18 protein-coding genes are annotated in these 22,310 nt (G+C 40.4%); all 18 read right to left on the bottom strand.

Translation table 11 applies throughout. From position 1 onward, the window contains the following. Nucleotides 1–610: 610 nt before the first annotated feature. Complete coding sequence (locus AC3WR0_RS01465) at nucleotides 611–1,852, bottom strand: competence/damage-inducible protein A (RefSeq protein ID WP_492550668.1); 1,242 nt, start codon at nucleotides 1,850–1,852, stop codon at nucleotides 611–613. An 85-nt stretch (nucleotides 1,853–1,937) separates the two neighbouring features. Then, nucleotides 1,938–2,516, bottom strand: coding sequence for a CDP-diacylglycerol--glycerol-3-phosphate 3-phosphatidyltransferase (pgsA, locus tag AC3WR0_RS01460; RefSeq protein WP_492550667.1), 579 nt, complete (start codon nucleotides 2,514–2,516; stop codon nucleotides 1,938–1,940). A 50-nt stretch (nucleotides 2,517–2,566) separates the two neighbouring features. Continuing rightward, nucleotides 2,567–3,454: a helix-turn-helix domain-containing protein gene (locus AC3WR0_RS01455; RefSeq protein ID WP_492550666.1), complete on the bottom strand. Its 888-nt coding sequence runs from the start codon at nucleotides 3,452–3,454 to the stop codon at nucleotides 2,567–2,569. Between the two features lie 17 nt (nucleotides 3,455–3,471). Next, on the bottom strand, nucleotides 3,472–4,263 hold the full coding sequence (locus AC3WR0_RS01450) for a DUF3388 domain-containing protein (protein ID WP_027322411.1): 792 nt from the start codon (nucleotides 4,261–4,263) through the stop codon (nucleotides 3,472–3,474). Between the two features lie 655 nt (nucleotides 4,264–4,918). Next, nucleotides 4,919–5,176: a DUF3243 domain-containing protein gene (locus AC3WR0_RS01445; protein ID WP_492550665.1), complete on the bottom strand. Its 258-nt coding sequence runs from the start codon at nucleotides 5,174–5,176 to the stop codon at nucleotides 4,919–4,921. Nucleotides 5,177–5,260: 84 nt separating this feature from the next. Continuing rightward, a complete protein-coding gene (gene ymfI, locus AC3WR0_RS01440; RefSeq protein ID WP_492550664.1) occupies nucleotides 5,261–5,983 on the bottom strand; it encodes an elongation factor P 5-aminopentanone reductase in 723 nt (240 codons plus the stop codon). Between the two features lie 56 nt (nucleotides 5,984–6,039). Then, entirely contained in the window at nucleotides 6,040–7,329 is a 1,290-nt protein-coding gene (gene yfmH, locus AC3WR0_RS01435) for an EF-P 5-aminopentanol modification-associated protein YfmH (protein ID WP_492550663.1), read from the bottom strand. Between the two features lies 1 nt (nucleotide 7,330). After that, the gene (gene yfmF / locus AC3WR0_RS01430) at nucleotides 7,331–8,611 is read right to left on the bottom strand and encodes an EF-P 5-aminopentanol modification-associated protein YfmF (protein ID WP_492550662.1); all 1,281 of its coding nucleotides are present in this window, start codon (nucleotides 8,609–8,611) and stop codon (nucleotides 7,331–7,333) included. Between the two features lie 227 nt (nucleotides 8,612–8,838). Next, nucleotides 8,839–9,924 carry a GGDEF domain-containing protein gene (locus AC3WR0_RS01425; RefSeq protein ID WP_492550661.1) on the bottom strand — a complete coding sequence of 362 codons (1,086 nt, stop codon included), beginning with the start codon at nucleotides 9,922–9,924 and terminating at the stop codon, nucleotides 8,839–8,841. A 401-nt stretch (nucleotides 9,925–10,325) separates the two neighbouring features. Continuing rightward, entirely contained in the window at nucleotides 10,326–11,285 is a 960-nt protein-coding gene (locus AC3WR0_RS01420; RefSeq protein WP_492550660.1) for an ABC transporter permease, read from the bottom strand. Continuing rightward, nucleotides 11,286–12,332 carry an ABC transporter permease gene (locus AC3WR0_RS01415; protein WP_492550659.1) on the bottom strand — a complete coding sequence of 349 codons (1,047 nt, stop codon included), beginning with the start codon at nucleotides 12,330–12,332 and terminating at the stop codon, nucleotides 11,286–11,288. Next, the gene (locus AC3WR0_RS01410) at nucleotides 12,325–13,860 is read right to left on the bottom strand and encodes an ABC transporter ATP-binding protein (protein WP_492550658.1); all 1,536 of its coding nucleotides are present in this window, start codon (nucleotides 13,858–13,860) and stop codon (nucleotides 12,325–12,327) included. Before AC3WR0_RS01410 ends, AC3WR0_RS01415 begins: the two co-directional genes overlap by 8 nt. A gap of 210 nt (nucleotides 13,861–14,070) precedes the next feature. Next, nucleotides 14,071–15,156 (bottom strand): BMP family lipoprotein, encoded by a 1,086-nt coding sequence (locus AC3WR0_RS01405; RefSeq protein ID WP_492550657.1) that lies wholly within the window; start codon nucleotides 15,154–15,156, stop codon nucleotides 14,071–14,073. A gap of 88 nt (nucleotides 15,157–15,244) precedes the next feature. Then, the gene (locus AC3WR0_RS01400) at nucleotides 15,245–15,970 is read right to left on the bottom strand and encodes a GntR family transcriptional regulator (protein WP_492550656.1); all 726 of its coding nucleotides are present in this window, start codon (nucleotides 15,968–15,970) and stop codon (nucleotides 15,245–15,247) included. Between the two features lie 505 nt (nucleotides 15,971–16,475). Next, the gene (locus AC3WR0_RS01395) at nucleotides 16,476–18,830 is read right to left on the bottom strand and encodes an FtsK/SpoIIIE family DNA translocase (RefSeq protein ID WP_492550655.1); all 2,355 of its coding nucleotides are present in this window, start codon (nucleotides 18,828–18,830) and stop codon (nucleotides 16,476–16,478) included. 143 nt (nucleotides 18,831–18,973) lie between these two features. Then, complete coding sequence (locus AC3WR0_RS01390; RefSeq protein WP_492550654.1) at nucleotides 18,974–19,207, bottom strand: YlzJ-like family protein; 234 nt, start codon at nucleotides 19,205–19,207, stop codon at nucleotides 18,974–18,976. After that, nucleotides 19,204–19,923, bottom strand: coding sequence for a ClpP family protease (locus AC3WR0_RS01385; protein ID WP_492550713.1), 720 nt, complete (start codon nucleotides 19,921–19,923; stop codon nucleotides 19,204–19,206). The genes AC3WR0_RS01390 and AC3WR0_RS01385 overlap by 4 nt, the downstream gene beginning before the upstream one ends. 660 nt (nucleotides 19,924–20,583) lie before the next feature. Next, nucleotides 20,584–22,266 carry a ribonuclease J gene (locus AC3WR0_RS01380; protein WP_492550653.1) on the bottom strand — a complete coding sequence of 561 codons (1,683 nt, stop codon included), beginning with the start codon at nucleotides 22,264–22,266 and terminating at the stop codon, nucleotides 20,584–20,586. Between the last annotated feature and the right edge of the window lie 44 nt (nucleotides 22,267–22,310).

The following is a 22,310-nucleotide window of genomic DNA, read 5'->3' as shown; positions in this document are numbered from 1 at the left end:
ATATAAAAAAGACTGTGCTTGTTGTTACTATCTCTGTTAATATCTAGTATCTATCAAAACATTGATTATTGTCCAGCGGAGGCCGAAATACATTGCTAGACGGCGCTTTCGCCTTTCTTTAACCTATTAATAATATATACTATACTTGGGTTTTTGTCGAGTAAAAAATCGAACATTTATTCGTTTTTTTTAAAAGCAAGGAATACCTTCAAAACATATCATTTCATAAAGGAAACTTCCTTTTTGTGGTTAATAAAAGCCTTAAAACTGAAAAACTCTCTATAATCTGACTATTAATATTTATCCATGATTCAATACTTTGAAACAAAGCAAAAACCACAGAATGCAAGTCTATGCTTTCTGTGGTTTTAATAGAGGATGTTTATTTTTCAAACTCGCCTTTTGATCTTCGCTTCAGCTGCTCGATCCGCTAGCGGTCCGGGAGCTTCCTCAGCTCAGCCTATCCCGTCTGCCCTGGCCAAGCTTTTCACGCAGGACATTGATTGGCTTCCTAGAGTGAACCCCTCATGAAGGAAATGCGAACGCATTTTTCGAGGAGTCGGCCTGTCACTTAACGACCAGATATGGTGAATATCTTTTAGTTAATGGATTATCCTTTTTTCAACTGCTCAATCAGGAAGTGGCATCCGTATTTAACTGTTCTTACACGGTTTGCTGCCCGGCTTCCTCCAAGATTCAGCTTCTCTGCTCTGACAGGCTGTCCCTTAATAGCGATACCAATGTATACCGTACCAACCGGCTTGCCCTCCAGCTCATCAGGTCCTGCAACTCCTGTAAAACTGATGCCGATATCAGCATTCGTCAGAGAGGCGACATTTTCAGCCAGTTCTTTTGCACATTGTGCACTTACAACACCGTCATTCTCGATGGTTTCTTTTTTTACTTTTAATACTTCATGTTTGACCTCGTTAGTGTAGCAGACAACTCCGCCCTTCAGCAGGCTCCCCGCTCCCGGAATAGAAGTAAACTCCTGCTGGAACAATCCTCCGGTAAGACTTTCTGCGGCAGAGATTGTTAATTCCTTCTCCTTCAAAACCTTTGTCAGTTCTTCCATTAGAGAAGTATCATCATACCCGTAAAAATACTGGCCAACTCTCTCCTGAATTGCTTTTTCTGTTGAATCCAGAAGTTCCAATGCTGTTTCAACAACAGCATGCTTGGCAGTAAGCCTTAATGTAACCTCACCATCCGAGGCAAGAGGAGCAATAGTTGGATTGCTTTGATTATCAATTAAATCCTCAATTTCAGTCTCCAGCATGGATTCACCTATTCCAAAGAACCTTAACACCCTGGAGATTATTTTATCTTCTGATTCCAGCTCCGGAAGAAGAGCAGAATGTCCATATTTTAAAAACATAGGCTCCATTTCCTTAGGCGGTCCTGGAAGAAGCATATAAACTTTTCCATTGGTACTTGTTTTCATACCTGGAGCCATCCCCTGTTCATTAGGCAGAACATGTGAACCTTCCAAGATAAGTGCCTGTTTTCGGTTATTATCGGTCATTTTTCTGTTTGTTCGCTTAAAATACTCTTCAATTGATTTTAATGCATTTTCATCCATGACTAATTTTTTTCCCAAGTGCCCGGCAATTGTTTCTTTCGTCAGGTCGTCCTTGGTGGGACCCAGCCCGCCGGTGAGAATAATTAATTCAGAGCGATCATCAGCAATCTCAAGTGCCCTTTTAAGACGGTCCGGATTATCTCCCACCACCGTATGGTAAAAAACGTTTATTCCGAGCCCGGCAAGCTGCTGAGATATAAATCTCGCATTTGTATTTACTATTTGTCCGAGCAATAATTCTGATCCAACTGCAATAATTTCTGCATTCATTTAAACTCACCTCTTGATTTGAATGAAAAGAGGCCGATAAACACCAGCCTCTTTTTTGATCCTATTTAGTTTAAAGAACTGAAACTTATTTGGAGTTCCTGAAAACATGCATGTTTTTTGCAAAGTAATCCCAACCGGACCAAATAGTGAAAATCATCGCGACCCATAAAGCAAGATTTGCGAATGGAAAGGACACCATTTCAAAAATAATGTTATGAAGAAGCAATGCAGAGATTGCAACTATCTGAGTCCAGGTCTTGATTTTCCCAAGCATATTGGCAGCCACTACCTCGCCCTCTCCTGCTAGCAGCAAACGCAAACCAGTAACTGCAAATTCCCTGCTAATGATAATAATTACGATCCAGGAAGGCGCAAACTGCAGTTCCACAAGAATAATAAGAGCTGCAGAAACGAGAAGTTTATCCGCAAGAGGGTCAAGGAACTTACCCATATTGGTTACAAGGTTGAGCTTCCGGGCCAAATACCCGTCGACCCAGTCCGTCGCTGACGCAATAATAAATAGAAGAGCCCCGGCCAAATGCGTTACAGGGAGATCAACGCCAAGCAAATGAACCTTTCCCCAATGGAAGGGAACAAGCATAAGAATCATAAATATTGGGATTAAAAGAATCCTTGATACAGTTATTTTATTTGGTAAATTCATTTTCTTTCCTCCAACTATAATTCAAAAGAAACATATCTGAAAAGATAAAGCTATTGTTTTGGAACGAACCGGACGGTAATATCCTGGCGAACCACACTAGCCGGCGGAACAGCGTACTCCAATTTTTGATCGTTGACATATATTTCAGTGTCAATTGTTCGTCCAACTACTATGACAGCTTCACTTTCCTGCGTTAGGTCTTTACTTTGAGTTTCCCCTGCTTTCAGCATACCCTGGAAGAAAGAATACCCTTTACCATTTTTAATATTTACCCATGTCTGCCCCTTGGAAACTACCTTCACTACAAATGCATCTGCATTTTTCAGTTCATAAGTAGACTTACTTCCCGCACTTTGAACCACAGCCAAATCCTGCTTAGGAGTTTCTGCTGCTGGTGGAGTGGTATTTTCCTTTGTTGTATCTTTCTTCTTCTTTGCTTTTGGTTTTGTATCTTTCTTTTTCTCATCATTTTTAAGATTATCTGATTTTACAATCTCAGCTGGTTCTTTTTTATTATTTACTGCCTGGTTGGAATTCTTGTCTGCGTGCTGTGAGAAAAAATAATAAATAAGCGCAACAATCCCAATCGCAACAATTCCTATCAATATTTTAGGCAATAGATCAAGCACCTTTGGACTTGGTTCGGCCAATTGTTTATGGGTTTTGACCCTCGACAAATGCTCTGGAAGCTCATCATGCTGAGTGGCCGGAATTTCTGATTTATATGTTTCAAAAATTTCTTCGGGGTTTAGCTGTACCGCTTCTGCATATTGTCTAATAAAAGCCCTGGCATAGAAGTTTCCTGGCATAGAAGAATAATTACCTTCCTCAATGCCTGTGAGATACCTCTTTTGTATTTTTGTCATTGCCTGAAGATCATCCAGACTCAGCCCTTTAGACAAACGGGCCTCTTTCAGTCGATTACCTAATTCTGTCACGATAACACCTTCCATTTTTAAAAATCAAAATCTCCGAATTCAGAACCGGAGAACATATCGTTTTGATGAACCATCTCATATGTAATTTTTTCTTCGGGATCATTCCGAAGTTCAATAATATAATCAAAATCATCGAGAGTATACTCTGTATTTTGTACAAAAATATCAGGGTGTTCAACTACTTTTATAGCGGGGAGTCTCATTATTTCTCTCACGAGCTGCCAATGTCTTTCATTGGCGCGCCTTGTGGATACAATCCCGTCAAGTATAAAAAGATTATCCTTGTTGTACTCATCTTCAATTAACTGATTCCTAATGGTCTGTTTTAAAAGAGTCGAAGACACAAATAACCAGCGTTTGTTGGCACAAACACTAGATGCAACAACTGATTCTGTTTTACCAACCCGAGGCATCCCCCGAATTCCAATCAGCTTATGCCCCTCCTGCTTAAATAATTCTGCCATAAAGTCTACCAATAGTCCAAGCTCGTCCCTTACAAACCGGAACGTTTTCTTGTCATCGGCATCACGCTGAATGTATCTGCCATGCCTGACAGCCAGACGGTCACGAAGCTTCGGCTCACGAAGTTTGATTAGCTTTATTGTATCCATTGTATGTAAAATTGACTCAAGTCGCTGAATCTGATCATCATCTTTAGCTAAAATCAGCAGGCCCCTCCGGCCTTCATCTACCCCATTAATGGTAACAATATTAATAGACAGCATTCCCAGCAGGGATGAGATATCGCCTAATAAACCGGGTCTGTTTATTTGTATCTCATATTCTAAATACCATTCTTTTTTCTCCATAAAACCCCTCCTCAGTTTAAAAGAAAAGTGGAAGCGCCCATTTAGCGAAGCACTGCCTGATAACTATCCTGCATCCAGCAGCTTTGATTGAACATCCTGCAGATTCACTACGAGCTAAACACCAGCTTCCCTGAAAAAGCTATGGTGCAGGAGCCCCTTAAGAATACCTAGCACAGGAAAAGGTTCATTGTTGATCTTTCGTAGGGAGGAATGGCTGGACACTAGCTGCATCAAATTTCACCTTAAGGTCATCCTTAATGCAAGATACAGCATTATTTTAGACGAAAAGTCATAACTGGACAGTTTTCCAAGTCAAGAAATATTTCAAAAAGAAAATCGACAATTTCCTTCATTTTCTCTATCCCCCTAATAATATATGATTTTATGTCAAGATGAAAGGAAAAACAAAACCTTAATATATTTGCCAATAATCTGTCTTTTAAGAATATGCCATACAGCTTTAAATCATTGAACTCGGGGTACTGCCGTTCCTTTTGGGGAGAGTAAGCCTTTTATCTCGCTTAAAATGCCACTGCCTCGAAACAGCTGTTTTTTCTTCGTGAGAGGCTATACCTCCCACATCCTTCCTTGCCTGTCTGTCCTGGGAATTTATGAATATAATTTTAAGCAAAAAAAAGAGAGGTTTCCCTCTCTTTTAGCGTTGGCCATTATTTGAAACAAGCTTAACCATAATATTTGCAATCGCCTGCTGCTCTTGTGGATCAGCTACTGACCAAAGGTCGGCAAGAATTCTTTCCTGCTCATTCTTAGGCTCTACCTGATTAGCTAAATAGTCGCCAATCTGGTATGCAAGATCACCAATTGTATCTTTGCTCATCCCTTCACCTTCAGCATGGTGCATACGGTCAGCAAGGAAGTCTTCCCATTGTTTCCAGTTGTCTAAAACTGACATATTGTTAATCCTCCTTTAAAGTAGTACGAACTTATTTTGCAAAAAAGGAGCTAAAAATATGCACGATGGAAAAAGAATTTCGTTTTAGGTATACCAGCCGCCATTAATACCGATTACCTGCCCTGTAATATAGGAGGACTGAGGAGAAACGAGAAACTTAACACCCTCAGCAATTTCCTCAGGCAGGCCGAGTCTGCCCATTGGTATTTCCTCTGTTATACTGCTTAGTTCTTCCTCATCGAACTGCTCCATCATTGCCGTTTTTACGGCACCGGGAGCAACGGCGTTAACGCGAACCCCATTTAATGCAACTTCCTTACTTAAAGCCTTAACGAAAGCAATCTGGGCACCTTTTGCGGCTGAATAGGCCACTTCGCAGGCGCCTCCTGTCTGCCCCCAAATAGAAGAAATGACAATAATGCTTCCGGATCTTTTAGAAATAAGCTTTGGGAGCAGTTCTCTTGTCAGCATCAAAGGACTAGTCACATGCAGCTGGATAATTTTTTGAGCTTCCCCAGGTTCGAGGTCCATAAGAAGGCCATAATGGCTGCTGCCGCTGCCATGTATCACTGCATCAAGAGAAAACACACCTTCAGCAAGCAGTTTGTAGCCCTGGGGATCCGTTAAGTCAGCGTGGATTGGGATATACTCTCCTCCATATTCCTGAAGTTTGTTCAGAAGCTCATTAATGGCTTTAAGGTTATTATTATAATGCAAATATAAGTTGAAGCCTTCACGGGCTAGGGTTAAGGCAATAGCCTTTCCGATGCCTCCGCTAGCACCTGTGATTAATGCATATTTCCCCATCTTTTTATCAACTCTTTCTTATGAAAAAAAGCGCCGAAAACGGCGCCCTGTTTCTATTACTTATTAGGAACCACCTGGCAGACAGAGAATCGGTCTTCAGAAACCAATTCCGCAGCAAGCTTTTCAACATCCTGCAAAGTTATTTTTTCAAGTACCGGTACAACCTCAAATAAATTCATATCATTAAATGCATAACGTGTAAACTGGTTGGCGATATATTCTGGTGAATTGACCGCCCTCAGGAATGAACCAATTTTCTTTTTGATCGCTCTGCCAAGCTGGTCTTCGTTAAACACGCCGCCCTTCTTAGCTTCCATAAGCATATTCTCAAGTGTTTCCGCCAGCTTATCAGGCTCTCGTGTATCGCCGCCAACCATTGCAAAACCGAAGCCTTGCTCTTGGGTATAATCATATGAAAACGTCTCATCGATAAGCCCGCTGCTGTACAGCTGCTCATAATTATCAGAGCTTTTTCCAAATAGCAAATCAAGAAATACATTCATCGTCAATTCGTTTTTCAGCATTTCTTCTCCGGATTGGTTCACATGGAGTGCCTTTATTCCAAGCAGACATTTTGATGTTTGTACATTCATTTTTAAAACTTGTTTCTTTTGATCTGCTTCTACCGGCTCTTCATCAAACTTCCTTTGAATTTCTGGCTGGCTGCTGTATTCCTTTTTCCCTTGATTTTCTCTGACCTGGTCCATTATAGCCTTAGGGTCAACCGGCCCAACAATAAACAAAAGCATATTACTTGGATGATAGAAAGTCCCGTAACATTCATATAGAAGGTCAGCTGTAATAGGAGTAATCGATTCAATTGTACCAGCAATATCAATTTTAACAGGATGATTTTTGTAAAGGTTTTGAATCAAACCAAAATACAGGCGCCAGTCAGGATTATCATCGTACATGGTAATTTCCTGCCCAATAATTCCCTTTTCCTTCTCAACAGTTTTTTCTGTAAAATAAGGGTCCTGAACAAAATCAATTAGTGTTTCAAGGTTTTGCTCTACATTTGAAGTGCTCGAGAAAAGGTAAGCTGTTCTTGTAAATGAAGTAAAGGCATTAGCAGACGCCCCCTGGCGGCTGAATTGCTGAAATACATCTCCATCTTCTTTTTCAAACAGCTTATGCTCAAGAAAATGGGCAATGCCATCTGGCACCTTCACAAAGTCCTTTTTTTCAAGAGGCACAAAATGATTATCAATCGAACCATATTTAGTTGTAAATGTTGCGTACGTTTTGTTGAAGCCTTTTTTCGGAAGTACATAAACGTTAAGTCCATTGGACATTTTTTCAAAATATAATTCTTCCTGAAGCTGGTCAAATGATATTTTTTCCATGTTATTTGCCCGCCTCCGTTCCAGTTAAAAAATAAATGGTATCTAGCTCAATCTTATCCGCTACTGCTACAATTTCCTCTTTTGTAGTTTCCTGCATGCCTGAAAGCCATTGATCAAGAGGAATTTCCTGGCCGGAAATGACATTATGATAAAGCATTTCAATTAGCCCTCTTGCTGTATCGACTGTCTCCAGCATCTGATTTTGGATTACGGCCTTTGTTTGTTCAAGTTCTTTATCCGTAAAATCCCCTTTTCTCATTGCTTCCATTTGTTCCTTGATAATCCCAACTGCCTGATCATAATTTTTAAGATCAATTCCCGACATAACCATCATTAAGCCTTTATGGCTTTCAAGACGGCTGGCTGCATAGTAGGCCAAACTCGCTTTCTCCCTAACATTGATAAAAAGCTTTGAGTGCGAGAATCCGCCAAAGATGCCGTTAAATACCTGCAGAGCGTTGTAGTCCTTATCTCCATAAATCACATTTGTCCGGTAACCGATGTTCAGTTTACCTTGCTTAACATCCTGTGCTTCCTTAACTTCCTTGACTTCCGATTTTGCACGGGCATTTCCAGCCTGAGCCTTTTGCGGTTCGCGGGCGTTAAATTGGAGAAGGCGTGAAGCAGCATTTTTCACTTCTTCTTCATTTACATCCCCGATTACATATAAATCCATTTCATCTTCTGAAAAAGCTTTTTGAAAGTAATCAAAAAGATTCTCTGGAGTGATTGAATCAACTTCCTCCAGTTCACCATTCACCTGAAGTGCATATGGTTCACCTTTGCACATTTCTTCAATCAAACGCATATTGGAATAGCGCATTTTGTCATCAAATACAGATTGAATTCTTTGCTTAAGTGTCCTTTTTTCTTTTTCAACTATGTCCTGATGAAAGGAACCATTATTGGCATTTGGATTTGTCAGGATTTCGGACAAGAACTCTAAGCCCTTTTCAAGCAATGGGCTTGGATCGCTTAGGAACTTTTCATTCGCTATCTCAAAGGAAAAACTAACGACATGATACTCGCCTTTTTTAGCCAAATCTACAAACAGAGTCGCTCCGTAAAGCTCATCAAGATATGATCTCAGACTTGCAGTAGAAGGATATTTTAATGAACTGCTTTGCAGAACATGGGGAAGCAGTGCCCTTTTCGTTAATTCCTCTTTAGCAAGTGGTGTTTTCATTCTCCATACAATGGTATTTGTTTTATATTTGTCAGTCTTTACAACATGCAGCTTATAGCCCTGCATTTCTGACACTTTTTCTGTCAATGCATCCATTTGGGGTCCTCCTTCTGGGGTAAAGCATGCCATTTTTCGGCCATGCCCACTGATACGGTTATTCTCTATCTTTTCCATTGTAATAAAACCTATTCTTACTATAATTTGTCATGCAAGGCCAATACAAATTTTTACTCTTTTTTTATAAAAAAATGTTAGTTCTATAGGATGGTGGTACTGTAAACATATAGATAACAAAAAACCGGCCCAACCAAGGACCGGCTATTTTAAGCATATACAGGCTGAATAACTTGTACAATTTTATTTTCCAAAGTAAACCCATCTTCAAAGCAAGCCCTGTTTTTACCCTCATTTTTGGCTTTATAAAGGAGACTATCTGCCGAGGCAAGCAAGATATCGGTCTTCTTAGACCCATTAAAAATAGACACTCCGAAACTTATGGTTGATGTCCAGCCTTTCTCTGTAAATGGCCTTTCATTGATATGCTGATAAATTTCGGTTACAAATACATGAATATCCACTTGAGGCGAGTAAGGGATTAGAAAGGCAAACTCCTCTCCACCGTACCGAAATGCAAGACCACCATATTTGTCTGCGGTATCGTTAAAGATTTTCCCCAGGCACCTAAGGACTTCATCTCCAACTAAATGACCGTACTGATCATTTATTGGCTTGAAATTATCTATATCTCCCATAATCAGAAAAAATGATGATTCTTTGTCCGATAGCATCCTTAGATGCTCCTGAAAATGACGATGATTATATAAACCTGTTAAGTAGTCGGTTACAACGAGTTCATGATATATTTCTTTCATTTTTATATGCTTTCTTTCCCTAAGGACAATCATAGCTCCAAAAAGTCCGATGATCCAAATAAAAGTAATATTCATCAAAAAGATTACCCACATATCTTCGGTGTGCTGTTGTTCAAAAAAGAATATTACAGCATAGCCTAGAGTTGCAAAAGCAGATGAGATAAACGAACCCTTTGTTTTCCAATAAATCGTAGCATGCATAACCAGAAGAAAGGATACCGGAAAAAGGATGCTTTCTACTCCATGGGTTAAAACGATTAACCACATTAAGGCAATAAAATCAAAGACAATCCCGCATTTAATCAAAAGAGAAAAATACTTATGATTGCTATCCATCCTCATAAAAACAGCCTGGGCAATGGCCATATAAAGAATACCCATAATTAACAGAGCAGAAAAGGAACGGTGTTCAAATTTTAGGATGGCATCCAGCGGCGGATAGTAAAACAAAACACAAGCAATAAATAGAAAAATCCAGCGTAAGAATGTAAATATTTTTTCTGTTTCATAATCCTTTAAATAAAGTGTAAACCGCATTAGTCTTCCCTCTTCGCGCGATATTGTTACCTTTTTATCCATTTTTTTCTATAATTCTACATTATCACGAATTCAAAGTTCCTGACAAGGGTGGAATGTGCAAAGAGATTTTTTTCTTAAGAAGAACGAAAGTGACTTGTTCAGCCTCGACAAGCGCTGGCCGGCTAGAATCGCCGCGTCCTGTGGCGACGCCGACACTAACACTTCCTGTGCGTAGAATGTTCTGTTGTTCTTTTACTTTATGTCAGCAATGAAGCAGTCTTGAGTGGCTGGGCGATGAAGTTTAACAGGCTCCCAATCCGTCCGCGGAAAGCGAGTGCGTGAAGGGGAAATGAACAGGTAAATTTAAAGGGGCCTTAATAAAAATCCCCCCTTTAAAAAGGAGGGATTTTTTTATGTCTTTATCTGCTGCCTTTAATATAATGAACGCCATCCGCTTTAGGAGCTTCTGCGCGGCCGATAAAGCCTGTTAATGCTAAAATGGTTAACACGTAAGGAGCAATTAGAAGATATACATCTGGTATTGATTTAAGGAAAGGTAAGCTGGATCCGATAATACTAATACTTTGAGCAAATCCAAAGAATATAGCGGCGCCCATAGCACCCAGTGGATGCCATTTTCCAAAAATCATTGCAGCAAGAGCCATAAAGCCTTGACCACTTATGGTTGAATGGCTGAAGTTAGAAGAAATCGACTCGGCATAAACGCCTCCGCCAATACCACCAAGTGCTCCAGAAATAATAACGCCTAAATAACGCATCTTCGTAACGTTAATACCCATTGTATCCGCAGCCATTGGATGTTCGCCTACCGAACGCAAGCGTAATCCAAATGGAGTTTTATAAATGATATACCATGCAATGACAGCAACGATAATGGCTACAAAAGAGGTCCAGTAAGTATTTTGGAAAAAGATTTTTCCAATAACCGGAATATCCTTTAAAACCGGAATATCAATTTTACTAAAGCTTTCTTTGATAATATCAGTTTCACCTTTATTGTAAATTAACTTAACTAAAAACAAAGTTAAACCAGTAGCCAGTAAGTTGATAGCCACACCGGAAACCGTATGGTCAGCACGGAATGTAATTGCTGCAACAGCATGCAAAAGAGAAAATATTGCACCAGCTGCCATCGCTACCAGTAAGGCAATCCAAGGTGTTGCGGCTCCAAATGTGCCGGCAAATGTAATGTTAAATACAACGGCAGAGAATGCACCAATAACCATTAATCCTTCAAGACCGATATTGACAACACCCGAACGTTCCGAAAACACACCGCCTAATGCAGTGAAGACAAGTGGAGCAGCCCATAATAATGTTGACGGAATAACGATCATTAAAATTTGCATTAAGCTCACTTACTTCACCTCCTTTTTCCCGAATCGGTCAAGAACTATTCTTATGAGATAGCTAGAAGCAACAAAGAATACAATCAATGCAATAATGATATCAACAAGTTCTTTTGGTACACCAGCTTCAAGAGGCATTGATAAGGCTCCGATTTTTAAAGCGCCAAAGAGCAGCGCAGCGAAGAATACCCCAATAGCAGTATTGCCGCCAAGCAAAGCAACGGCAATCCCGTTAAAGCCGACACCTGTAAATCCGCCCTGAACGGCCATATATCCAAAAGTACCCAATCCTTCCATGGCACCTGCTACACCGGCGAAGCAGCCTGAAATCACCATTGAAAGGATAATATTTTTATTAACGCTCATCCCAGCATAATGGGCTGCATCCTGGTTGAAACCTACCGCACGCAATTCGAAACCTCTTGTGGTTTTTTCTAAAAGGAACCACATGAAAATACAACCTATAATGGCAATAATAATACCCCAGTGGAGGGTTGAATGTGTCGTGATTTCCTGAAGCCACGGAGAACGTAAGGATGCTGAGTCATGAATCATACCTGTTTTGGAAGAACCTTGATTTAATTTATTATTGATAATGTAATTGACTGTGTGCAGGGCAATATAGTTCATCATAATCGTTACGATAACTTCATGAACCCGGAAACGTGCTTTTAATAAGCCGGGTACAAACGCCCATAATCCACCCGCAACCATTGCGGCTATAATAGCAAGCGGCAAGTGGATGATCTTAGGCAGATCAAACGTTACCCCGACCCATACAGCTGCAAGCCAGCCAACAATAAATTGACCTTCAACACCGATATTAAACAAGCCAACCCGGAAGGCAAACGCAACCGCAAGACCAGCTAAAATATATGGTGTTACCTGACGGATAACCTCTCCGCTATAATAAACATCGCCAAATGCACCATTCCACAAAGCTGTATAGGCTGCCACAGGATCATATCCGCTTACTAGCATGATGATCGTACCAACGATAATACCTAACACTACTGCGATAAGTGGAGTTAAAATATTGCGCATGCGTTTAGACATGTGTTCCTTCCCCCGCTTCTTTCCGATTCGAGCCAGCCATTAAGAGACCTAGTTCTTGCTCCGTCGTTTCCTTAGGGTTAACAACAGCAACAATACTGCCTTCATATATAACGGCAATTCTATCACTGACATTCATGATTTCATCAAGCTCAAAAGAAACCAATAATACTGCTTTCCCGTTATCACGCTGTTCAATCAAACGTTTATGAATAAACTCAATAGCTCCGACATCCAGGCCGCGAGTCGGCTGTGCCGCTATAAGAAGATCCGGATTTCTGTCTACTTCGCGTCCAATAATAGCTTTTTGCTGATTTCCTCCGGAAAGGGCGCGCGCTAATGCAGATTCACTTGGAGTCCTAACATCGAATTCAGCAATCAGTTTTTTTGCTTTTGAGTAGATTTCCTTGAAGTTTAAGATGCCATTTTTTGAAAAAGGCTTTTTATAATAGGTTTGCAAAACCATATTTTCTGCAATCGGGTAATTAAGAACTAAGCCATGTTTGTGTCGGTCCTGAGGAATATGACCAACCCCTGTTTCCGTGATTTTCCGCGGAGTAAGGCCCATTAGCTCTTTGTCGTTTAATTTAATACTTCCGCTTTCAGCTTTTCTTAATCCGGTAATGGCTTCAATAAATTCAGATTGTCCGTTTCCGTCTACACCGGCAATTCCTACAATCTCACCTGCCCGAACGGTCAAATTTAAACCATTTACAGCAGATATACCGCGAGCATCTTTAACGACAAGATCCTTAACATCAAGTACGCCCTCTTTTGGAACGCCCTCTTTTTTCTCTGTTTTAAAAACAACTTCTCGGCCAACCATTAAGTTAGCAAGTTCATTCGGGTTTGTTTCGCTAACATTAACCGTACCAATCCCTTTTCCTTTACGGATAACAGTACAGCGATCGGCAACTTCCATAATTTCTCTCAATTTATGTGTGATGAGAATGATGGATTTACCTTCTTTAATTAACGTCTTCATAATTTGGATTAGTTCTTTAATTTCTTGTGGTGTTAATACGGCAGTCGGCTCATCAAAAATTAAAATTTCCGCTCCACGATAAAGTGTTTTTAAGATTTCAACACGCTGCTGCATTCCAACTGAAATTTCGGATATTTTCGCTTGAGGGTCTACAGCCAATCCATAACGTTCGGAAATATCCCGAACTTCTTTTTCTGCTTTTTTAAGATTGATTCGACCGCCAGTTGTTATTTCTTTCCCTAAAATAATATTCTCAGTAACTGTAAATTTATCAACAAGCATAAAATGCTGGTGAACCATCCCGATCCCAAGGTCATTGGCAATATTCGGATTAGATATTTTAACAGGGTTACCCTTAACACGAATTTCACCTTGCTCAGGCTGGTACAAACCAAAAAGAACATTCATTAAAGTAGTTTTTCCGGCACCATTTTCTCCAAGCAATGCATGAATTTCGCCCTTCTTTAATTGAAGAGTGATGTTATCATTTGCTACAAAGTTGCCAAATTCTTTACGGATATTAAGCATCTCAATAACATATTCCATTATTTTTCACTTCCTTTAATAAAGGTTTTTGGAAATTTTTCATAAGTAGTAAGAGGTCAGACTTTTCTCCTTAAAAAAAACAGGGAAACCTCCCTCTGTAAAACTCTAAGTGAAAGGTAGAATCACCGATTCTACACTTCAATTAAAGTTTTCTTTCATGAAAAAGGAATAGGCGGGCGGTAATTTACCCGCTTATTCCAAATGGATTGATTATTTTGCGCTAAAAGTTTTTAGCTCTTTAAGTGTTCCAGGAACTTTAACTGAACCATCTTTAATTTTGTCTGTCCATTCTTTTACAGCTTTATCGATTGCATCTTTAGCAGAAGCTTTGCTGTTTACTGGAGCTAAGCCAACGCCATCTTCATGTAAGCCATAAACTGTTGTTTGGCCGCCAGGGAAGTTGCCATCTTTAGCTTTATCAGAAACATCTTTAACAGCAAGGTCAACACGTTTCATTGCAGATGTAAGAACTACGTCCGGACCCATGAAGCTTTGGTCTTGGTCTACACCAATTGCCCAAATTTCTTTATCAGGATTCTTCTTCTTAAGGTCAGTAGCTTCTTTGAATAATCCGTTTCCAGTTGCACCAGCAGCATGGAATACAACATCGTCACCAGAAGCATACATTTTTGAAGCAATGGTTTGACCAAGTTCTGCTTTGTCAAATGCTCCTGAATATTGAACATCAACTTTCGCTTCAGGCTTAGCAGCTTGAACACCAGCTAGGAATCCAGCTTCGAAACGTTCGATAACAGGAATTTTCATACCGCCGATGAAACCAATTTTATTTGATTTAGTTTGTAATGCTGCTGCTACACCTGCAAGGAATGCAGCTTCTTGCTCTTTAAATAAAACACTTGCTACGTTTGGCTGTTTTACTTCATCATCAATAATTGCAAAATTGCTTTTTGGCTGTTGCTTTGCAATTTCCTCAACAGCGTTATGCATTAAGAAACCAATCCCAAATACCAAGTTGTAACCTTGACGTGATAGAGTATTTAGGTTTGTGGAATAGTCAGCATCAGATGTGGATTGAAGGTAGTCAAAACCATTTTTACCTTTCTCCAGGCCATTTTCTTTACCGTAATCTTGAAGACCTTTCCAAGCAGATTGGTTGAAAGATTTGTCATCAACACCACCGACGTCAGTAACCATGGCAACTGTGTAGGCTTTTTCTTTGTTTTCACCTTTGGATGCATTGTTTTTGGTATCATCATTTGATTTACCACAAGCTCCTAAAAGTGTTCCGGCAGCTAAGACAAGCGATAAAGCTAGGCCAAATTTACGCTTTTTCAAGGTATTTTCCCCCCTAGAGAATGTTGTTTGATTTAGTAGAAACGTCTAAAAAGAAAATCTTGTTTGCGTTTCCAAGAATGATAAAAAATTAAACTCTTTTTCTCAGAACCTGAAAACTGAACTTATCTGCCCTAAAGTAGTTTACCGAATAAAGTATTAGTTCATCCGTTTCATCAAAATGCATTTGCTTTAAAACAAGCAAAGCGGTTTCCGGCTCGCATTCCAGGATAGGAGATATTTTTTCATGATAGCCAAGTGGCTCAATCTGGGTCACCGCGTATGTAATCCTCCGATTAGCCTGTTCTTCAAGGATATTGAAGATAGACTCTTCTCCTCTGGGAAGATTATCGGGGAAAATATGTTCTGGAACCTTGTCGATGCAATATACGACCGGATCTCCATTGGCGGTTCGAACCCTTTCAATCAAAATAATTTCTTCATCTGGTGAGCAAGAAAAACGGCGAATATCCTCTTCGGTAGCTCCCTGGGTTGATGAACTCAGGAAAATAGTCCCTGGTTTCATACCTGCCTGCTTAATCATGTTCGTGACACTGTTAAGCTGTTCGATCCCTGAGGTAAATAGTGGTTTGGCATTTACGAATGTTCCAACGCCATGGCGCCGGATAATTACGTTTTCCTCTTCAAGTATGCGCAATGCTTCTCGAAGGGTAGCCCTGCTAACACCCAGATGTTTAGCAAGATCGAATTCGGAAGGCAATTTTTCTCTTTCTTTATATATCCCTTCTTCAATATCTTGCTTTAACCGATCGATAACTTGTAAGTACAAATGTCGGTTATCTGACTTAATAGACATGCAGGTTCCTCCAGCCTTTTTTCCTAAGACATCAGACATCTGATGTATAATCATTCCTACTAATCGAAAATACTATAACATTTTTAAAGGTATAAATAAATAGCATTTATTGATTTTGTCGAAAAAAGCTAAAATGATTTTAATTGTCAAAATTCACGTAATTCTGCATCCTTTTATTTGATATAATAGTATATTGGACATGCTTACATTTACCTGTTTTTTGGGGTTCAAACAAGTTTTTTAACTACTTTGAAAAGGCTTTCAATAGTATAACCTTTTAACTTGATATGTCTATATAAATAGGTCGTGTTTTAGAAAACAGAATATAAATTCTTATTAGGCAAAATAAACGCCAGCTAAAAAGCCGGCGTTTGAGAAACTTTGCTGATTGATTTAAATATTTTTTGGTGCTGCGACTCTTATTGTCTTTGATAACCCGTATGAAAGACCTTTTCTAATGGACAAGTTCTGGTTCTGTCATCTATTAACCGAATAGAGTCTTTTATTATGAACTTGCTTCTTCTTTCGGTTTGGTTACTAAAACTGTACGTGGCTTGCTGCCTTCATAAGGCCCTACAACTCCCCTGGCCTCCATCTCATCAATAAGGCGGGCTGCCCTTGTATATCCAATCCGGAAACGTCGTTGCAGCATAGAAACAGAAGCAGTTTGCATCTCCACAATCAAATCAACTGCACCCTCATATAAATCGTCATCCACTTCACCACTGGCTTCAGGGATATCATCAGGGATCATTTCCTCCTGATATTGAGCCTTTTGCTGGGAGATTACGAAATTCACTGTATCTTCTACTTCTTCATCAGATAAAAATGCTCCCTGGACCCTGACAGGCTTTGAAGAACCAACTGGAAGGAACAGCATATCTCCCCTGCCCAGAAGCTTTTCCGCTCCCCCCATATCCAATATGGTTCTTGAATCCGTCATACTGGAAACAGCAAAAGCAATCCTCGAAGGAATATTGGCCTTTATGACACCTGTGATAACATCAACTGAAGGGCGCTGGGTTGCGATTATTAAATGTATACCGGCAGCACGGGCCATTTGAGCCAGACGTGTAATGGAATCTTCTACATCGGAAGAAGCAACCATCATTAAATCCGCTAACTCATCGACGATTACCACAATATAAGGAAGCATAGGCTGCTTATCGTTTTCCTCCATATTGTGTTTTCTCACGTGGTCATTATAGCCTTCAATGTTTCTTGTTCCCGTATGGGAGAATAATTCATAGCGGCGTTCCATCTCGCTAACAACTTTTTTTAGAGCCTGAGATGCCTTTTTAGCATCGGTTACTACTGGAGCAAGCAAATGCGGGACACCGTTATACACATTCAATTCAACCATTTTGGGATCGATCATCATCAGTTTCACTTCATGAGGCTTAGCTCTCATTAAGAGGCTCGTTATAATGCCATTTATGCATACGCTTTTTCCGCTTCCTGTTGCACCGGCAACAAGAAGATGGGGCATTTTGTTTAATTCGGCTAAAACAGCTTCACCCGTAATATCTCTCCCCAGCCCAATAAGGAGCTTGGCATCAGGCTTATCGTTTTGCTTTGATTCCAGTACCTCCCGCAATGATACCATTGCTACCTCTGAGTTTGGAACTTCAATTCCGATAGCTGATTTTCCTGGAATAGGGGCTTCTATTCGGATATCTTTGGCCGCTAACGCTAAAGCCAAATCATCATTTAAGCTTACGATTTTGCTAACCTTAACACCCACATCCGGATGCACTTCGTACTTTGTAACAGCCGGGCCTAAGTGGACCTGGGTAACACGTGCTTTAACACCAAAGCTTTGGAAGGTTCTTTCAAGCTTGGCAGCATTAGCATGGATTAATTCATATTCCCCGCTTTGGTCTGTCTTACCTGGAAGTTTTAATAGCCTTAACGGAGGCAGCTCATATGCCGCATTTTCAACCTCTGTAAAGGTAATAGGAAGTGATGTATCTTCTTCTGGCTCCGCTTTATCCGGTTTACCTTTCGCCTTGGTTTCTTCATGCACTTCTTTGGGCTGTCTGTCTTCAGGGTAGGCACGGTCTGCAAAGCTCGAGATTAGCGGTTCAGGGATAATATCCTCCGCAGGCTCTGTATTGGCCGGAGGTATTGTTGTAACTGCTGCCGGTGCAGTGGCTCTTTTTTCAGTCCGTTCTTTTTTCTTCTCTTCTTTTTGCTCAGAACGATTTTCCTGTCTTTGCTGTTTCCACTCTGAAACATCTGTCTTAAATGCATCCCACTGATTTTTCGAAAAACCAAAAAGTGCTGGAAGGATTCTTCCCAATGCATCCCCAACTGTCCTGCCTGTAAGCAAGGTAATCCCTATCAGGATAAAAAGAACTGCAACCAGCTTTGCCCCTGTTTCAGCAAAAAGGAAGTATGTCATGGCAAAAAGCACAGCCCCGATCATGCCGCCTCCAAGCTCATGTGTACTGGTTCTTCCGTATATTTCATCCTTATAAAGATTGAAGGTCCTCTTTATAACACTTGCATTTTCAAATGCTCCGTCCTTAGACAAAGAGTGAAAGAGATAAATATGGTCGAATAATAAAATAGAGCCAATAAGAAAGTAAAGCCCTATTAATCTCCTGTTAAAGAAAAAAGGAACTTCTCTTTTCCACATTAAATAAATACTGCAAATCATTAGCCCAATCACACTAATTATGTACCATTCACCCATCCAAAAACGGAAAAAGTTAATGAACACTTTCCCTGCCCGGCCCAAATCCGCTGCGGCAATGATGGATAAAGATAATAAAACAAGCCCTGTCAATTCAAATTGGGCTGTTCTTTTTAAGGGATTATCTTTTTTTCTAGTTTGTCTTCGCTTTTTTTTGGCCATTTGATCACCTTATGTTTCTTTTAATATATCTTCTCTGGTTTGGTTTTACCTCGCATAGTCCTCATAAATATGTAGTAAAGGAAGAAAGCAGCCTCATTTGGCTGCCTTTGTCTCCCTACCCTGATTATACCATAATGTCGCCTTTATGAGGACAAACCTTCCAGAAATGAAAAAGAAATTTTGGTGCCCGGACAGCATCTTTCATCGAGATAATCCTGTGGATTTGTACTTAAAACCCGCACAACCCTGGCATATTGGAAATCGTCCGCTTCCACCATGAGGGGGATTCCTTGAAATGTTACCTGCTGTACTTTTCCGTAAACAGAGCTTTCTTCAGGAAAAACCTGTTCAAGCGGCATAACTGTATAAAGAATCATTGAACCAGCCCCTCAGTACTTTGCGATTTATTAAGCTCGATCATCTCATTAAGTTTCTTCATAGCTAAACCCAGCCCACCGACTTCATCAATCAGGCCTGACTTTACTGCATCTGTTCCAATTACATTTGTACCGATATCTCTTGTCAGGTTTCCTTTTGCAAACATTAAATCCTTGAATGTTTCTTCTGTTATATGTGAATGCTTCGTTACAAAATTAACGACGCGCTCCTGCATCTTATCAAGATATTCAAATGTCTGCGGAACTCCAATAACCAAGCCCGTAAGTCGAATTGGGTGTATCGTCATCGTGGCTGTTTCTACTATAAAAGAGTAATCGCATGATACTGCAATCGGTACTCCAATAGAATGGCCTCCGCCTAAAACAATGGAAACGGTGGGCTTTGAAAGCGACGCAAGCATTTCTGAAATTGCAAGACCCGCTTCCACATCACCGCCCACTGTATTTAGAACAACAAGAAGACCTTCGATATTCGGGTTTTGTTCGATAGCGACTAGTTGCGGAAGTAAATGCTCATACTTAGTCGTTTTATTTTGCGGCGGCAGTGCAAGATGGCCTTCAATCTGGCCAATTATTGTGAGGCAATGGATCTTAGAATCACTGGAAAGCTGCGGTACGTTAGTTTGGCCAAGCTGCTGGATTTTTTCTATAAGAGCTGAAGCAGGCCTTTCTTCCTTTTGTGGCTCCTGCTCCATTTCATTTTGTGTATAGTCATTATTCATCCTTAGTTCTCCCTTCAGGCATAATATATGGTTAGTATTATCCTTTAAGGTAAATTCATTCCTGTAGAATTAGAAACACATGGTACAAAATATGATGATGTACTACTTAAATGGAGTGATAAGGACATACGGCGACTCTTCTTGATCGGGTTGTTCCCTCCGCAGCTTATTGAAACCTTTTTAAATACAGCACACCTCGTACGCTTCCCATACTGCCTGTCTGTTTTCTTCCACCAGCGTCCGGTCCTTTTGATCTGCAACCACCCCTTTCGAAATAGATTATCTGCATTATAAAATAAAAAAGGTCAGATCCCCTTAAAGGGATTTGACCTTTCTTGTTTTTGGTTAAAATTATCCAATAGCATTTGGTTAATTGCAACGGAATGTGCGAGACTCCTCGAAAATGCTACCGCATTTCCTTCGTGCGGTGTTGATTCAAAGAGGCTCAATGTCCTGCGGGATCAGCGGGACAAGGGAGACCCCAGTCGCTTTAGTGCTGAGGAGGCTCACCGCACGCACCGTGGAAAGCAAAGCATCCTGAAGTGGAAATCAACCGGCCAATTTATCAAAGCTACTCATAGAGAACTTTTTCAGTGGTCTAAGCATTTTCGCCCGCAGTGTTCCCAATTATTCTTATGCTTTTTTCTCTGCTACTTCCATAATGATCGGCATGATCATTGGTCTTCTTTTTGTTTTTTCAAACAAGAACCTGTTCAGCTCATCTCTCATTTCCTGCTTTAAGCTGGACCAGTCAAATGATTCTTTTGCAACATTCTTTTCTACAACGTCTCTAACCAGCTTTACGGAATCATCCATTAATTTCTCGGATTCACGGACATACACAAATCCACGGGAGATGATTTCAGGTCCTGCAACTATATTTTTCTCTCTTCTCGAAAGAGTAACAACTACAATCAAAATGCCATCCTGGGATAAAAGGCGTCTGTCACGAAGAACTATATTGCCTACGTCCCCTACTCCAATGCCATCAATTAGAACATTTCCTGATGGCACCTTGCCTCCTGGCATCATTTTACCATCCTTGAATTCAATAACTTCCCCTTTTTCGGCAATATAGATATTTTTGGATGGAATTCCGCATGCCTGTGCTACTTTCATATGAGCCTTCAGCATTCTGTACTCACCATGAACGGGAATAAAGAATTTTGGATTCATTAAATTAATCATGAATTTTAATTCTTCCTGGCTTCCATGGCTCGAGGCGTGAATGGTCCGTCTGCCGGATATCACGTTTGCGCCCGCACGGAAAAGCATATCAACGGTTTTAAACAAAAATACCTCGCTGCCCTTTAACGGGGAAGCAGCTATTAAAACAGTATCTCCTTTTTGGATATTTACTTGTTTATGAGTTTGCTTGGCCATTTTTTGCAAAGCTTCAATCGGTTCACCCTGGCTGCCTGTTGTAAGAACAACAATTTCCCTTTCAGCATATTTGGAGATGTCCGAAATTGGAATAATGAGTTCTTCAGCTATATTCAAATAGCCCAGGTCAAGGGCAATATGGTAAATGCGCTCGAGACTTTTCCCTACTACAGCTACCTTTCTGCCGCTTTCAAGTGCGGAATCAAAAACATGCTGAATCCTATTTACATCAGATGCAAAACAGGCTGCAATAATTCTTCCTGGTGCATTGAAAAATACTTTGCTCATTTCCTGTGCTACATTTGCTTCAGACACTGTATAACCTGGTTTTTCTGCATCTGTGCTGTCTGAAAGAAGGCATAGTACACCCTTTTCTCCTATTCCAGCCATTTTACCGATATCAGCTTTATACAATTCTGTAGCTGCCTGGTCAAACTTAAAATCCCCTGTATGCACAATCGCTCCCTCAGATGTATGGAAGGAAATTCCCACAGAGTCAGGAATGCTGTGATTTGTTCTAAAAAAGCTTACACTAACAGACTCCATTTCAATAACCGAACTTGAATCAACTTCAATAAACTCCGGATTCCCTATAAAGTCCTGTTCCTTCATTTTTGCCTGGGCAAGAGCCAGTGTTAAGCGTGTTCCGTATACAGGAACATCAATTTTGCGGAGTACATAGGTTAAGGCTCCAATATGGTCTTCATGGCCATGTGTAAGGAAAATTGCTTTTACTCTTTCCTTATTATCAGTAAGGTAGGTAATGTCAGGAATTACGACATCAATGCCTAGCATTTCATCCTCGGGGAACATTAAGCCGGCATCGACGACAAATATATCCTTGTCCACTTCTACCACGTACATATTTTTGCCTATTTCTCCTACTCCTCCAAGCGCTATAAGCTTGATGGTGTTATTCTTTCTCTTTCTCAAGTTAAGCTTCCTCCTACTTTGTTCTTATGCCGATCGAAATCAGT

This window comes from Neobacillus sp. FW104-15D2, assembly GCF_058790155.1.
The sequence above is the reverse complement of the archived record's forward strand: the minus strand, read 5'-3'. Positions and strand labels throughout refer to the sequence as shown.